General features: G+C 59.1%; 10 protein-coding genes. 7 read left to right on the top strand and 3 right to left on the bottom strand.

The genetic code is table 11. The annotated features are described in order from the left end of the window. Positions 1-725 precede the first annotated feature (725 nt). Both KFO72_RS22975 and KFO72_RS22970 read right to left on the bottom strand, forming a co-directional pair. Entirely contained in the window at positions 726-1,445 is a 720-nt protein-coding gene (locus tag KFO72_RS22975) for an anti-sigma factor domain-containing protein (RefSeq protein WP_225033118.1), read from the bottom strand. Further along, the gene (locus KFO72_RS22970) at positions 1,442-2,044 is read right to left on the bottom strand and encodes a sigma-70 family RNA polymerase sigma factor (RefSeq protein ID WP_412101797.1); all 603 of its coding nucleotides are present in this window, start codon (positions 2,042-2,044) and stop codon (positions 1,442-1,444) included. The genes KFO72_RS22975 and KFO72_RS22970 overlap by 4 nt, the downstream gene beginning before the upstream one ends. Before the next feature lie 444 nt (positions 2,045-2,488). Here KFO72_RS22970 and KFO72_RS22965 point away from each other — a divergent pair, with 444 nt between their 5' ends. From KFO72_RS22965 to KFO72_RS22955, 3 genes are all read left to right on the top strand, one after another. Beyond that, positions 2,489-3,454: a ferritin-like domain-containing protein gene (locus KFO72_RS22965; RefSeq protein WP_225033117.1), complete on the top strand. Its 966-nt coding sequence runs from the start codon at positions 2,489-2,491 to the stop codon at positions 3,452-3,454. Positions 3,455-3,558: 104 nt separating this feature from the next. Next, positions 3,559-4,857 carry an Nramp family divalent metal transporter gene (locus KFO72_RS22960; protein WP_225033116.1) on the top strand — a complete coding sequence of 433 codons (1,299 nt, stop codon included), beginning with the start codon at positions 3,559-3,561 and terminating at the stop codon, positions 4,855-4,857. Positions 4,858-5,058: 201 nt separating this feature from the next. Continuing rightward, complete coding sequence (locus KFO72_RS22955) at positions 5,059-5,385, top strand: hypothetical protein (RefSeq protein WP_225033115.1); 327 nt, start codon at positions 5,059-5,061, stop codon at positions 5,383-5,385. Between the two features lie 49 nt (positions 5,386-5,434). Here KFO72_RS22955 and KFO72_RS22950 read toward each other — a convergent pair whose 3' ends face one another. After that, positions 5,435-6,361: a LysR family transcriptional regulator gene (locus KFO72_RS22950; RefSeq protein ID WP_107203144.1), complete on the bottom strand. Its 927-nt coding sequence runs from the start codon at positions 6,359-6,361 to the stop codon at positions 5,435-5,437. Between the two features lie 296 nt (positions 6,362-6,657). Here KFO72_RS22950 and mdlC point away from each other — a divergent pair, with 296 nt between their 5' ends. From mdlC to KFO72_RS22930, 4 genes are all read left to right on the top strand, one after another. Continuing rightward, positions 6,658-8,271 (top strand): benzoylformate decarboxylase, encoded by a 1,614-nt coding sequence (mdlC, locus tag KFO72_RS22945; RefSeq protein ID WP_225033132.1) that lies wholly within the window; start codon positions 6,658-6,660, stop codon positions 8,269-8,271. Between the two features lie 40 nt (positions 8,272-8,311). Continuing rightward, positions 8,312-9,763 (top strand): aldehyde dehydrogenase, encoded by a 1,452-nt coding sequence (locus tag KFO72_RS22940; protein WP_225033114.1) that lies wholly within the window; start codon positions 8,312-8,314, stop codon positions 9,761-9,763. Between the two features lie 73 nt (positions 9,764-9,836). After that, positions 9,837-10,772, top strand: a complete 936-nt coding sequence (locus KFO72_RS22935) for a 2-dehydropantoate 2-reductase (protein ID WP_318248517.1) — start codon at positions 9,837-9,839, stop codon at positions 10,770-10,772. A gap of 188 nt (positions 10,773-10,960) precedes the next feature. Continuing rightward, on the top strand, positions 10,961-12,337 hold the full coding sequence (locus KFO72_RS22930) for an MFS transporter (RefSeq protein ID WP_054931569.1): 1,377 nt from the start codon (positions 10,961-10,963) through the stop codon (positions 12,335-12,337). The last annotated feature ends 195 nt before the right edge of the window (positions 12,338-12,532 follow it).

Raw genomic sequence — 12,532 nt, 5'->3', positions numbered from 1 at the left:
TCATATTTAAAGCTGGTTAGCGCTACAAAGACAAACGCTTTATTGTGCTTTGCTTTTCAGTTCTGAAGGGGAGAGGGTCGTGCACGGTTTGAACGGCCTTGCACGCATTACTTATAGGGAAGTGAGGCAAGAGAACTGTCGATGTATGCGCATCTGTTGTCGCGGATAAAACGATTTTGTAGAAGACGGGAGCGTCGCGACGCAGCACAAAATGTCATTTATCGCAGAGACCACGCCAATGTGGGGGCGGGATTCGGGTCTTCGAAATATTACTGAAGGAACTGGTAATAGTGCCTCTATGGCAGCACGTCGCTCTTCGGTGCGAATCTAAATGCGGGACCAGATGAGCGGCGAATACGCTGGGGTGTCGTGCACAACGGCGTTCAACAACTTCGAAACCGCGGCGAACTATCGATTCACATCGTCGCTACTGATGGGCTTTCTCCGAACCTCTCAGTCAGCCAAATCCAGATTTTGCAGACTGGAGTGTCAATAAGCGGCCGTTGGCGGCCTCACCCTATCGGCCAACTGCTGCCGTTCACTGATCTCAGGTTGCTGTCAGTCGAACGGCAGGGTCGCTCCAGAACCTGCCCGATACGCAAAGATGCTTCCCCGATCTCTGAACCGATCGAGTCTGGCGGCCCGCCTCAAATTCCTGCGATTAATCAGCTCGCGCAGCCATAGCGGACAAGAATACCCAACTCCAAAATCTGGCCGGCAAGCTCTCAGATTTCGTGCGGGCTTCCGGCGGCGAGCACGGGGCCAGTGGGTTGCCCGGTTGGGGATCCGCCACGAGGTTCAAGCGACACCGCAAGCGTCGTCTGCGGACCTAGACGTTGAAGCTGTGCCTGCGCGACGTGCACGAGTGTCGGGCGCTGCGCATCGATCACGCCAAGTGAAATGGGCTTCATGCCTTGCGGAATCAACCACATTTCGGTGGACTGGTTTGCTGCAACCGTGAAGTCGTGCGGTGGCACGACGACGATCTGCGCATGTTGCATGTCGACAGTCGCAGTCCAGCCTGCGCCCGCGCCTTGACGTTCGAGCGTCGCAACGAGATATTGCGTACCTGCTGTCGGTGTAGGGACGTTGTGCAACGTTACGGTGCGCGTCAGGACGATTGCGAGTGCGCAGGCTGCGACCACCGACGTCAATCCCGTCCAGCGCCAGAACGACAGGGTATTCCATAAACCAGGACGTCGGTCAGCTTCCGCCCATCCCAGTTGCGCTCGCACATAGTCCCAGATATGGGCTGGTGGAACGACGTCCGCGAGATCTTCCGTTAGAGGCATCAGGCGCGCTTGCCAGCGCGCGAGCGATTGCGCCATGCCAGGCTCCTGCTGCATGGCGAGTTCGATTGCGAGGCGCTCGTCGTCGCTGAGCACGCCGAGTACGTACTCCGCGCAACGCAGATCGTTTTCGTCGGAAGGGGCGGGCGTGTTCATCTTTCGAGACAGGTTTTCAGCTGCATCAGGCTGCGCCGGATCCAGCTTTTCATGGTGCCCAATGGAACGCTCATGCGTACAGCTAGCTCGGCGTAAGACGAACCCGTAAAGAACGCTTCCCGAATCACGCCCCTCTGTGTATCGGGCAGCGCCTGCAGACAGTCTTCGAGACGCCGCCGTTCTTCACTGAGTTGTGCGAGGGCGGCGGGTGTCGGTGAGTCGTCGATGATCTCTTCAGCCGATGCCTCGTCGAGCGGTTGCGTACGGCGGCGTCTGATGCGATCGATCGCGCGATTACGTGCGATCGTGCCGAGCCAGGTGATCGCGCTTGAGAGTTGCGGATTGAATGTGGCCGCCTGATTCCATGCCGTGACGTACACATCCTGAAGCGTGTCTTCGGCTTCTGAGCGGTCGCGCAGAACCTTAAGGCAGATGGCGAAGATCTTCGGGGACGTCCGGCGATAAAACGTTTCGAACGCAGCACGATCGCGCAAGGCGACGGCCGAGAGCATCCCGTCCAGCTCGTCGCGTGCAACAGCGTCCGGCGACGTGGGCGGACCCGGTAATTGGCTTGAATTCTTTTGCGGCCTTGAGGACATGTTACACCTGGGTTCGCTGTACAAGGTGCGCTTCCGTGCACGTAGTGTATCAGCGCGATTCGTTGCGACAATCCTGTGACCAGCGGATAGTTGCGAGGACATCAGAACCTCCTGGATCGCCGTCAATGTCGGATTCCTGTTCTTTTACGCGGGGGCAGGCATACCGGATGCGCGACAGTCAAAGATTACCGTTTTTTTACTCGCTGCGTGAACTGACAATAGTCATATTTTCCATGCGCAACGCGCGCAATACCATGCATTCGCGCTCCGTGAAAACTACATTCAGATGCTTCCGAAAATAAACTGGCACTGCATTGCATCCACTCACGTTCGAGCAACGTAACGCTATTGAAGACGCGACCGTTGACTGTCAATGACAAGTCCGTGTCTCCGTTCATGCCGACTCCGGCATGGGTTCAATTGAGCATCGAAAGGAGCAGGATCATGTCAGATTCAAAAGCACTTCTCGATACATTCGACCGGCGTGCCGAGCGTCGCAGGAACCGGCGGCAGTTCTTCAGGAATGCAGGGGGTCTCGGTCTCGGCCTCGTGGGCGGTACGTTCATCAGTGCGTGTGGCGGCGGATCGGGCAATAACGCTGGCGCGGCAGGCGCGCCGACCGATGCGGAGATTCTCAACTTCGCGCTGAATCTCGAATACCTCGAATCGCAGTTCTATAGCTATGCGACGACGGGAGCGGGATTGCCGGCTTCGATGACCGCGGGTGTTGGCACGATGGGCGCTGTGATTGCCGGTCAGCAGGTGCCGTTTCAGGATCCGTTAGTCAAGGCGTACGCAAACGAGATTGCGAAGGACGAGCGCGAGCACGTGACGTTTTTGCGCAGCGCGTTGGGCTCCGCAGCGGTAGCACAGCCTGCGATCGATATCGGCGGTACGGATCCGAACGGCGCATTTTCGAACGCAGCGCGTGCGGCAGGACTCGTCGGTGCAGGCGCGGCGTTCAACCCGTACGCCAGCGACAACAACTTTCTGCTCGGCGCATTCATCTTCGAAGACGTGGGCGTCACGGCCTACAAGGGCGCGTCGCCGCTCATTACGAACAAGACTTTTCTGGAAGCAGCGGCGGGCATACTCGCAGCCGAGGCGTATCACGCAGGCCTCGTGCGCACGACGTTGTATGCGAAGGGGCTCGACACGACGAGTCTGGTATCGGCTGCCAATGCGATTTCTGCTGCGCGCGACAGCCTCGACAATAACGGCCACGACGATCAGGGCATTTCCGGCACGACGGCGGATACGTCCAATATCGTTCCACTCGACAGTAATGGGCTTGCGTTCAGCCGTAATTACGCAAACGTACTGAACATTGTGTATCTGACCAGTTCAGCGGCCATGAAAGGCGGCTTCTTTCCAAACGGTGTGAATGGCACGCTCAACATGAGCGCGTAAATCCGTATTGCGCGGAGTGACGAGCAGCGGGCGACACGAAGTTTTCGCCCGCTGTCCTCTTTTGCGCGCTGTCTTGTGCCTTGATCGACGCACTGGAGCTATGGATGAACAGAATCGCTGTAGATACCGTCGCGTCCCCATCGCTCACCGAGCGCTCGCGCACGACGATGCATGCCGCACTCGCCGGCATGCGCCGCGGTCCGCGCACGATGCTCGCATTCGCCGGCCCGGCTATCGTCGCCTCGGTCGCCTATATCGATCCCGGCAACTTCGCGACTAACATTCAGGCGGGTGCGGGCTACGGCTATGCGCTGCTATGGGTTGTCGTGCTGTCGAATCTCATTGCGATGTTGTTCCAGTCGCTGTCGGCGAAACTCGGTCTTGTCACCGGTCGCAATCTCGCTGAACTATGTCGCGACTCACTGCCGCGGCGATGTGTGATCGCGATGTGGATCATCAGCGAGCTGGCCGCGATGGCGACGGACCTTGCGGAATTTATGGGTGGCTCGATCGGCGTGGCCTTGTTATGTCATCTGCCGATGTTGCCCGCCATGTGCATCACGGCCGCTGTCACCTACAGCCTGCTGCAGTTCGAGAAGCGCGGCTTTCGTCCACTGGAACTGACGATCGCGGCACTCGTCGGTGTGATCGGACTGTCGTATCTCGCCGAACTGACGATGACACAGGTGAGCTGGAATGCAGTCGCTAGCCATGCCGTCACACCCTCCATTCCCGACGGCGGCGCATTGACGCTCGCGGTGGGCATCGTCGGTGCGACCGTGATGCCGCATGTGCTGTTTCTGCATTCGGGGCTGATGCAGACTCGCGTGTCGGCACGTAACGATCGCGAAAGGGCTACGTTGCTGAAGTTCTCGAATATCGAAGTGGTGGTCGCACTCGGCGTCGCAGGTCTCATCAACCTGGCGATGGTGATCATGGCATCGGGCGCGTTTCATCAGGGCAACCCGGACATCGTCAGCATCGAGACTGCGTGGCGCACGCTCACGCCGTTGCTTGGAAGCGCAGCGGCAGGCATCTTCCTCGCTGCGTTGATTGCTTCGGGCATATCGAGTTCAGTGGTCGGCACGATGGCGGGGCAGATGATCATGCAGGGCTTCGTGGGCTTTCATGTTCCGCTCTGGGTGAGACGGCTCGTGACGATGGCGCCCGCATTCGTCGTCGTCGCATGCGGCGTCGACCCGACTCGCGCGCTGGTGTCGAGCCAGGTCGTGCTGAGCATCGCATTGCCGGTGCCTATGATTGCGCTGGTGTGGTTCACGTCACGGACTGCCGTGATGGGACGCTTTCGCAACAGGATGATCACGAATGCTGCTGCGTTGGTTTGCACGGTGGTTGTGCTGTGTCTGAACTTCGTGTTGATTGCGCAGGCGTTTGGCGGCTGAGACGGCAAAGCCAGGAATTTCAGCCGCGCGAATGGCCATGTGCTCCGAAATGCGCCACACGGGTCGCTACATGGCGACCGGCAGATATTGGTCGGATTGTGTCAGCCCGCTCGTAAAATCTATCGCCGGAAAGCGGCCAGCGGAATTCTGCTTCCTGGAAGCGGCCAGTCGGCAGTGCGTACTCCCGACGGGAAGCGGACAATGAGATTGCTCGACAGCGGACACTCAATCGGCGGACGCTTGAATAGCGTTTTAATCCCATATCGGGTCGAATCGGTGTGCAACATTGTTGCCTGGATGATGTCCGTGATCGATGAATCAGGAGAAGACGGTTACACCAGCTTTGCGCCTTTCGAAATCAGCAAGAGATTGCGTGATTTCGGATCGAGTTGCTGCGCCCGTGCGCGACTGCGCGAAATGAAAGCATTGATACCGTCGCCCGTGAAGACCTCGATATGGAGCAGTGGTCGAGCGCATGCTGATGAGCGCGAAGCCCCGATTGTGCCGCGCATGGATGAGCTCGCCTGAAGAGGGCAGCGCTTCGACGAGAATGCCGAACCAGCCGGGCAGATAAGGCTTATCGCGTGGTCTGCAACGCCATGCCGCGCTCGGTCAAGCCTCTGAGTTCGTCGAGTAGACGCGCGGCTGGACGTGGCAGTATTCCATTGCGGCGCCGAAACGCGGTCAGTGTTCTGGCCGCACTAATGCCCGGAATTGGCAGCGTCCCCATGATCCCTGCCTTGCTTTCAGAGTCGTACATCGGCTCCGGCATCCAGCTCAGAAACGAACATTCGGCTACCAGACTTTTAAGCACTGTCACCGACCGCGTCTGGACAGCAATATCCGGCATGTCGAGGTTGCGAGAGAGGAACGTCTCTCGCATGTGTTCATAAGGGGCTGTACCTTTGGGAGGGGTGGCCCACCGCGCGGTCAACGTGTCGGCCAGAGTGAGCTTAGGTTTCTTGCGCAATGGATGGCCGAAAGCCGCTACCACAAAGCTGTTGTCCTCCCATCGGCAGTCGGGCACGGCCACGATCTCGTCGCTGTCATTGGTAGCCGTACTTAGAGCGAGGTCGATCTCGTAATTGATGAGTCCCTCAGCGAGGCGGTCCCACACGCCTTCAATTATTTCGACGTGCAGGTTGCCCCATTTCCCTAAGACACGATCGACGGCCAAAGGAAGGAAGTGGGCAGCGAGACTGCCTACCGCTCCCACCTTGATCGTTCCTTTGGCGAGTCCGCGCATCGCGTCGATTTCTTCGCGCGCATTTTCTGCCTCGCGCAATAGAAGTTGAGCATGCGGCAGCAAGGCAGCGCCAATGTCCGTCAACTGCATGCCTTTCACGTGCCGTTCAAAGAGCGACGCGCCAACATCTTCCTCCAGGCGCTTGATCGTTCGACTTAGTGCTGGCTGAGTCACATTGAGCAATGCTGCGGCCCTTCCGAGACTACCGGACGACACGATGGTCGTAAAAGCATGCAATTGATGGAGGTTGTAGCTCATGAGTTCGCACAGGTCAATTCGATGCCGGCAAGCGTCAGACCGCGGAACGCGCCAGGAAGCATCTCGGGGTGTTCCCTAGGGACGCTGGCCTGCAGCATCGGCCATCAACGTAAAGCGGACCTTTAAAAACCCTTCATAAACAGTCCCTTACCTAAACGTATGAAATTTTCCACCAGTTCCAGCCCTTAACCTGAAGGTAAAGGGTTTCGCGCAAAAAAGCAATATTCAAGCATGCCTCCGAATTTCATACTCGTTTTACCGAAGAGCAGACGCTCTTGAACGAAAAAGGAATTGCAATGACAGGCAGCGACAAACAAGGCGAAGGAAGCAGTCCGTCGACACGAGCCACCGTCAGGGACGTCGTCATCGAGCTTGTGCGCGAACTGGGCATGACGTCGATCTTTGCTAACCCTGGATCGACGGAGCTTCCGATGTTTCGGGACTTCCCTGCCGATTTCCGATACGTCCTGGGATTACAAGAAGCGGCAGTCGTCGGGATGGCCGATGGCTATGCGCAAGCGACTGGAAACGCAGCCCTGGTGAACCTCCATTCTGCGGCCGGCGTCGGCAACGCGATGGGCAACATCTTCACGGCATTCAAGAATCAGACGCCGCTTGTTATTACGGCGGGTCAACAAGCCCGTTCGATCTTGCCCTTCGACCCGTTCCTTTCCGCCGCACAGGCAGTCGAGTTGCCCAAGCCGTACGTGAAGTGGGCGATTGAACCCGCGCGTGCGCAAGACGTGCCGCGCGCACTGGAGCGCGCGTATCACATTGCAATGCAGGAGCCACGTGGGCCCGTCTTCGTTTCGATTCCCGTGGATGACTGGGACCAGCCTGCGGAGTTTCATGAACGCGCGACTGTCAGCAATTCGGTCCGTCCTGACCCGCAGGCGTTGGCGAAACTCGGCGCAGCGCTGGACGCATCGAGAACGCCTGCTCTCGTGGTGGGCGCCGGTGTCGACCGGGCTGGCGCATGGAAGGAAGTTGTTCAACTGGCCGAGAGACATAACGCACGCGTGTTTGTCGCGCCGATGAGCGCTCGTTGTTCGTTCCCCGAGGACCATCGACTCTTCGCCGGATTTCTACCCGCGATGCGTGAAAAGATCGTCTCGCTGCTCGATGGGCATGACGTTATCTTTGTCCTTGGCGCGCCTGCTTTTTCTTACCACGTCGAAGGTACAGGCCCGCACGTGCCGCCGGGCGCGGCCCTTTATCAACTCATCGACGACCCCAATGTCGCGGCGTGGACGCCCGCGGGGGCTGCCGTGGTCGGTAACGTCCGCCTCGGCGTGCTTGACCTGCTGGCGCGTGCAGCACCGGGCGCTCGCCCTTTGCCTGAGCCTCGGCCCAAGCCACCCCGTGCTGAGCCGTCGCCCGTGATGTCGGTCGCCTTCGCGCTGCAAACCCTGGCTGAGCTTCGCGACCCGAGCGACGTTGTCGTTGAAGAGGCACCGAGTTCTCGCCCGGTCATGCAGCGGTATCTGCCATTCACAAAGAGCAGTACCTTTTTCACGATGGCTAGCGGCGGCTTGGGGTACGGCATGCCTGCAGCCGTCGGCGTTGCGCTCGCTCTTCCCAACAGCAGAGTGATTGGACTGATCGGCGACGGCTCGAGCATGTACTCGATCCAGGCGATCTATAGCGCCGTGCAGATGCGTCTGCCGATCACGTTTGTCATTTTGAACAACCAGCGCTACGCCGCACTTCAAGAGTTTGCGCCGGTGTTTGGCTTCGCTTCCGACGACCCGGTTCAGGGTACCGATCTTCCGGGTCTGGATTTCGTGTCGCTTGCCAAGGGCATGGGTTGCAAAGGCCTCCGTGTCACGGACGCCGCGGAGCTTGCGGAGAAGTTTAAGGAAGCCCTCGAGGCGGGCGAGCCGCGTCTTGTAGAGGTCGTGGTTGCCTGACGGACCTCGTTCAGGAAAAGAGAAACATACGGCGGAGACTATGAAGACAGTTTTGATGCTCATCAACGGAGCGCATGTCGGCGCGAGTAATGGCGCGACATTTCAACGCTCTAACCCCTTGGATCAGGACGTCGCAAGCGTGGCCCCCGCGTGTACGCTTGACGATGTTCGTGACGCAGTGGATGCAGCCGCCATCGCGTTTTCTCACTGGTCTCAGTTGGGCCCAACGCGACGTCGTTCCTATCTCCTTGGCGCGGCGCAAGCGCTCGAAGCAAAGGCGGATGCCTTTGCTTCGGCGATGGCGGCCGAAACGGGTGCGTCGCGCATCTGGGCCGATTTCAACGTGCGATTGGCCGCTGACGGCCTGCGAGAGGCAGCGTCACTGACCACGCAAATTTCGGGCGAAGTCATTCCGTCCGATGTTCCTGGCAGCCTGGCTATGGCTGTTCGGCAACCGGCAGGCGTGTGCCTCGGAATTGCGCCGTGGAATGCGCCTGTCATCCTTGGCGTCCGTGCGGTTGCCCTCCCACTCGCTTGCGGTAACACGGTCGTACTGAAGGGCTCGGAGATCTGTCCGGCGACGCACGCACTTATTGCGGAAGCCTTCATGGATGCGGGGTTGCCCGCAGGCGTTGTCAACTTCGTGACCAACGCGCCTGCTGACGCAGGTACGGTTGTCGAGGCGCTGATTTCGCATCCGGCCATCCGACGTGTCAATTTTACGGGCTCGACAAAGGTCGGGAAAATCATTGCAGAAAGCTGCGCACGGCATCTCAAACCGTCCGTTCTCGAACTGGGCGGAAAGGCCCCGCTGATCGTGCTCGAGGACGCCGACATAGCGGCGGCGGTCGATGGTGCAGCTTTCGGTGCCTTCGCCAATTCGGGGCAAATCTGCATGTCCACGGAGCGCATCATCGTTGATCGCTCAATCGCCGACGACTTCGTTCGTCAACTTGGTGAAAAGGCCAAAACGCTGCCGCTTGGCGACCCGCGAATGGGGCCGGTCGTTCTCGGCTCTGTTGTCGATATGGCGACGGTTCAGAGATGTAACGCTCTGATTGATGACGCCCTGCTCAAAGGCGCAACCCTGGTCTGCGGAGGGAAGGCAGACAGCACGCTTATGCCTGCAACGCTCGTAGATAACGTCGGGCCGGACATGCGGATCTACAGCGAAGAAACGTTTGGCCCCGTCAAGGCAATCGTGCGCGTTGACGGCGAAGAAGAAGCGATCCGGTGCGCCAACGATAACGAATACGGTCTGGCCGCAGCCGTGTTCAGTCGCGATGTCGCGCGCGCGATGCGGGTAGCCAGTCGCATCCAGTCCGGGATTTGCCATGTCAACGGGCCGACCGTCCACGACGAAGCGCAGATGCCTTTTGGAGGCGTCAAGGGTAGTGGCTTTGGCCACTTCGGTGGACACGCAGGCATTGCCGCGTTTACCGACCTGCGCTGGGTCACTGTGCAAACGTCGCCGCGACACTATCCGTTCTGAGCTATACCCCCATCAACTCGCGAAGTCGTTCAACAACTCAGGTAGGACCGCAGCCACGGTCGACATGTCAACTATGGAAATAGCTGTACTCGGTGCAGGAGCGATGGGGTCGTTGTTCGGCGGTCGCCTCGCGGAAGCCGGTCACTCAGTGACGCTGATCGACATCAATCAGCCGCATCTAGAAGCGATTCGTGCGAACGGCCTTCGCGTAGAGACAGATGGCAATACTCGAGCCATTAAGAACATCGCGGCCATGCGACCTGGAGCGACGGACAAAACGCCTGAGTTGCTGTTGGTGTTCACGAAGTCGATGCATACCCGTGTCGCCTTGTCTGGCATCGAGCATCTGCTCGGCGAGACAACCGCCGTGCTCACGCTGCAAAACGGACTCGGGAACGTCGAAGCGATTCGTGACTTTGTGCCGCTCGCTAACGTGCTCATTGGAGTCACCACGTGGCCGGCGGACCTCGTCGGGCCTGGCTCGGTGAGCAGTCACGGCGAAGGGAAGATTCGGATGATGAGTGCCGACGGCGAACGCACTTCCAAAGTCAGTGCCGTCGCCGAAGCCCTCAATTCTGCTGGACTGAATTGTCAGGTCGACGACAACGTCTGGGCAGCTATCTGGGAAAAAGTGGCGTTCAACGCTGCGCTCAACAGCATTTGTGCGGTCACTGGAACGACGGTGGACCAGCTGGGATTGTTGGACGACAGCAAGAGCCTGGCGCTGACCGTTGCCGCCGAGGTCGTCTCGGTAGCGAATGCCAGCGGCGTTTCAGCGGACTTGAACACCTGTTCGACGAATATCGTTCATGCGATTGAACAGCACCGCGGCCACAAGCCGTCGATGCTGCAAGACGTTCTGGCAGGGCGAAAGACAGAGATCGAAGGCATCAATGGCGCAGTCGTCGATGTGGCCCGCAAACTCAGCGTGTCTGTTCCGCACACCGAGACATTAGCGAAACTCGTCAGGCTTATTGACGCGCGAAACGCATCAACCGTTGTGAAGTAGATAGCCGCGGGCACGCCTACAGAAGACAACAAACGTCCGCGTTCATGCATCAAGAGACGCGTCGGTCAGCTCGGCGCAGCGTACCCAGGAGACAACGTCATGAAGATTTATTTTGCTATGCCGCCGCGCGACGTCGCGGACCTTGTTGCAATCGACAGACCATCCAGAGCGTGCGCGGAGGTCGAGTAATGAATTCGCAGACCTTCAGCACTTCAAAGACTGCCGACATCGGCAGTCTTCTCGACGACGGACCATTTACGCTCATTCAGAAGTTGATCGTTTGCCTCGCTGCGCTGTCGATCGTCATGGATGGCTTCGATGGCCAACTCATCGGTTACGCCATTCCCACGATCATCAAGGAATGGGGCATAACACGCAACGCGTTCGCGCCGGCCGTAGCGGCGGGTCTGGTTGGCATGGGCGTCGGGAGCGCTTGCGCTGGCCTGTTTGCCGACAGATTTGGCCGGCGCTGGGCGCTCATCGGTAGCGTCGTGGTGTTCGGCGCGGCAACCTGTGCCATCGGACTTGCCCAGAACATAACGATGATTGCCGCGCTTCGGTTCATTGCGGGCTTGGGTATCGGCGGAGCGCTTCCCAGTGCGACGACGATGACGGCAGAGTTCACCCCTGCACGTCGCCGCACGCTCGCCGTCACATCTACCATCGTTTGCGTGCCGCTCGGAGGCATGTTTGCTGGATTCTTCGCCGGTGCAGTTTTGCCGACCTTCGGTTGGCGTGGCTTGTTCTTCATCGGTGGCACGATCCCTTTGGCCCTCGGCATTCTTCTGTTTTTCGTGTTTCCGGAGTCTCCCCGCTTTCTCGCTCGCAAGGAACAGCGCTGGACCGAGTTGCGCGCGCTCCTCGCGAAAATGTCGCGGCCAATTAGTGCACAGACGATTTTCGTCGACGCCGCCGAGCAAAGGCTCGAGCGACGCGACGGCTTCGGGTCGCTTTTTGAGCCGGATCAGCGACGCAACACCATTGCTATCTGGGGTGCGTTTTTCATGTGTCTGCTGGCGGTCTACGCCGCTTTTAGCTGGCTACCGACCATGCTCGCATCGGAAGGGCTTCCTGTGGCACTTGCGGGTTCGGGCCTGACGGCATACAACCTGGGCGGCGTCTTCGGCGCACTCATCTGCGCCTTGGCCATCACGCGGTTTGGTTCGCGTTGGCCGCTCCTGGTGTGCTGCGCCGGAGGATGTGCGAGCGCCTTTTTCCTACGAGGCGTCGACGTGGCAACTCACACGAGCCTCCTTGTTATCGGTCTGGGCGTCCACGGCCTCTTTGTCAACGCAGTTCAGTCGACGATGTACGCTTTGTGTGCGTATGTTTATCCGACCCGCGTGAGAGCAACCGGCCTCGCTTCAGGGCTCGCGTTTGGACGACTAGGTGCCATTCTCAGCGCATTCGCTGGCGCCATCGTCATCACCGTAGGCGGAGCGTCGCTCTATCTCGCGATGCTCGGAGTCGCAATGCTGCTGGTACTGATTTCGCTATCAGCGGTCAAAAACCATATCCCGGCGCTTCGGCAGAAGCGGCTGGTCACTCAAGTCGTCACTGAGTAACGCGGGAACGGCGACTGGAATGGGCGGCGCTTTCTCGCTCCGCCTACCAGTCGCAATCGCCGCAGCGTCAAGACGGCGCGGTCTGTCGCAACGCTTCAAAGCATTGCATAACGGGATTCGTGCCTACCCCGTCAAACGATCTCAAGGCTCGTCGCGACAGGCACCACGTGACCGGCTGTGTTTTTGTTCCGGATT

Source organism: Paraburkholderia sp. XV (assembly GCF_020177535.1).
Taxonomy (GTDB): Bacteria; Pseudomonadota; Gammaproteobacteria; order Burkholderiales; family Burkholderiaceae; genus Paraburkholderia; species Paraburkholderia caribensis.
Note: the sequence above shows the minus strand (reverse complement) of the source record. Positions and strands in the feature narration are given on the sequence as shown.

Bases quoted from the DNA above. Each gene is read 5' to 3' on its own strand.
- KFO72_RS22975 (WP_225033118.1), bottom strand. From the start codon at position 1,445: ATGAACACGCCCGCCCCTTCCGACGAAAACGATCTGCGTTGCGCGGAG.
- KFO72_RS22970 (WP_412101797.1), bottom strand. From the start codon at position 2,044: ATGTCCTCAAGGCCGCAAAAGAATTCAAGCCAATTACCGGGTCCGCCC.
- KFO72_RS22965 (WP_225033117.1), top strand. From the start codon at position 2,489: ATGTCAGATTCAAAAGCACTTCTCGATACATTCGACCGGCGTGCCGAG.
- KFO72_RS22960 (WP_225033116.1), top strand. From the start codon at position 3,559: ATGAACAGAATCGCTGTAGATACCGTCGCGTCCCCATCGCTCACCGAG.
- KFO72_RS22955 (WP_225033115.1), top strand. From the start codon at position 5,059: ATGAGATTGCTCGACAGCGGACACTCAATCGGCGGACGCTTGAATAGC.
- KFO72_RS22950 (WP_107203144.1), bottom strand. From the start codon at position 6,361: ATGAGCTACAACCTCCATCAATTGCATGCTTTTACGACCATCGTGTCG.
- mdlC (WP_225033132.1), top strand. From the start codon at position 6,658: ATGACAGGCAGCGACAAACAAGGCGAAGGAAGCAGTCCGTCGACACGA.
- KFO72_RS22940 (WP_225033114.1), top strand. From the start codon at position 8,312: ATGAAGACAGTTTTGATGCTCATCAACGGAGCGCATGTCGGCGCGAGT.
- KFO72_RS22935 (WP_318248517.1), top strand. From the start codon at position 9,837: ATGGAAATAGCTGTACTCGGTGCAGGAGCGATGGGGTCGTTGTTCGGC.
- KFO72_RS22930 (WP_054931569.1), top strand. From the start codon at position 10,961: ATGAATTCGCAGACCTTCAGCACTTCAAAGACTGCCGACATCGGCAGT.